A 1,324-nucleotide genomic window follows, 5' to 3' on the forward strand; every position below is an offset into this window, starting at 1 on the left:
CCCTGAGGGATCCCCACAAATCTACTCCAGGCTCTGCGCCTGATGATGCACCTCATCGCGCAGAGCTTTCTCCAATCTTTCCCAGTCTCCGCTGCCTCCGAACTCTGTGCACCTGCGCCAGTATTCCAGGCCAAGGCGCCACAATGAAAGCACTCGTCGTTCTCTGAGGCTGTTGCTTTGATATCGCCGCTCCAAGTTACTTTTTCGAGCCTGAAGCCCCGTTAAAAAGAGCAGGTAATTGGCGAGAGCTGCAATCAACAGCAGTATCTCAATACGATGCAGGCAATGGCTGCGATGTAGATTCAAGCCCAATCCCAAGTGCTCACTTTTCACATCCCTGAAACCCTCCTCAATTTGCATGCGTCGTTTGTAAACCGCCACGATCTTTGCCGGATTCCACTCGCCCTGAACTAAATTGCTGGCCAGCAACCACGGTTCACGCTCACGTCTTGCGGACTGTCGACTGAGCTTACTCTTGGCAATTGAACCCGTGACGCGTTGGTGTTTGCGGCCCTTGGCGCAGTGTCGTACGCAATACAAATCGATGAAGTGTGGGGCGCTTCGCGTCATCTCGACACGGCCAAGTGCCTTGGGTGAGGCGGCGGCCAATGCATACAAATTCTTCACCGGTTGCCAGTCAGTTTGATCGCGACGATAAAGTTCGCGATTCCTTATCCGCGCGACGTAATACCAGCCCTGCGCGGCGACAGCCTTCATCCACGGTCGCCGAAAACCCGCATCGGTGACCAGAATCGGGATGCAGTCAACAGGTAGCAATTCGGCCAGCGTTTTGAGTAGGCGATTTTGATACTTGGGACAGCTCTCGCGCTCATGAACGCTTTCATAAACCGGAAATGAGCGCCCCGCCAGAGGGATCGATGCTCTTAGCAAAAAGGCTGTGCCTGAAGCGTCAATTCGAGACCAGTCGACCAGGATCAAAGGATGCTTCAACGAACCCAGCAATGCCCGAAGCATTACCCAATAGAACAATGGACGCTCTGATCTCAAGTGTTGATTGCCCAGCAACCGATCCACGCGCTTGATCGAATGCTTGGGATAAGCACGCCCCGTCATGAAGCGACCAAGAGCGGTCAGTGTCAGTCGACGTCCATGCAGTAACGAACTGACACAACTCATCAGTGATGTCAGGCGGCGAGAATGGATAGAGGGCAGTGCTTGAGCGAGCGCTCTGTGCAAAAATCGGATGGCTTGCATGGGTTCGGTTTCTTGTATTTGTGTGGTGCAAACCAAGTTGCCGACTCATGCAGGCCTCTTCAATATTCCAACTTCTTGATTTTCTGTAAGAAAAATCGGGGATCCCTCA

At 53.1% G+C, this 1,324-nt stretch carries 1 protein-coding gene; it reads right to left on the minus strand.

Annotated features, from left to right (window positions below; translation table 11 throughout):
* Positions 1–21: 21 nt before the first annotated feature.
* On the minus strand, positions 22–1,215 hold the full coding sequence (locus QZR14_RS27880; protein ID WP_311998306.1) for an IS4 family transposase: 1,194 nt from the start codon (positions 1,213–1,215) through the stop codon (positions 22–24).
* Between the last annotated feature and the right edge of the window lie 109 nt (positions 1,216–1,324).

The organism is Pseudomonas sp. rhizo66, from assembly GCF_031931925.1.
In the GTDB taxonomy this organism is placed as follows: Bacteria; Pseudomonadota; Gammaproteobacteria; order Pseudomonadales; family Pseudomonadaceae; genus Aquipseudomonas.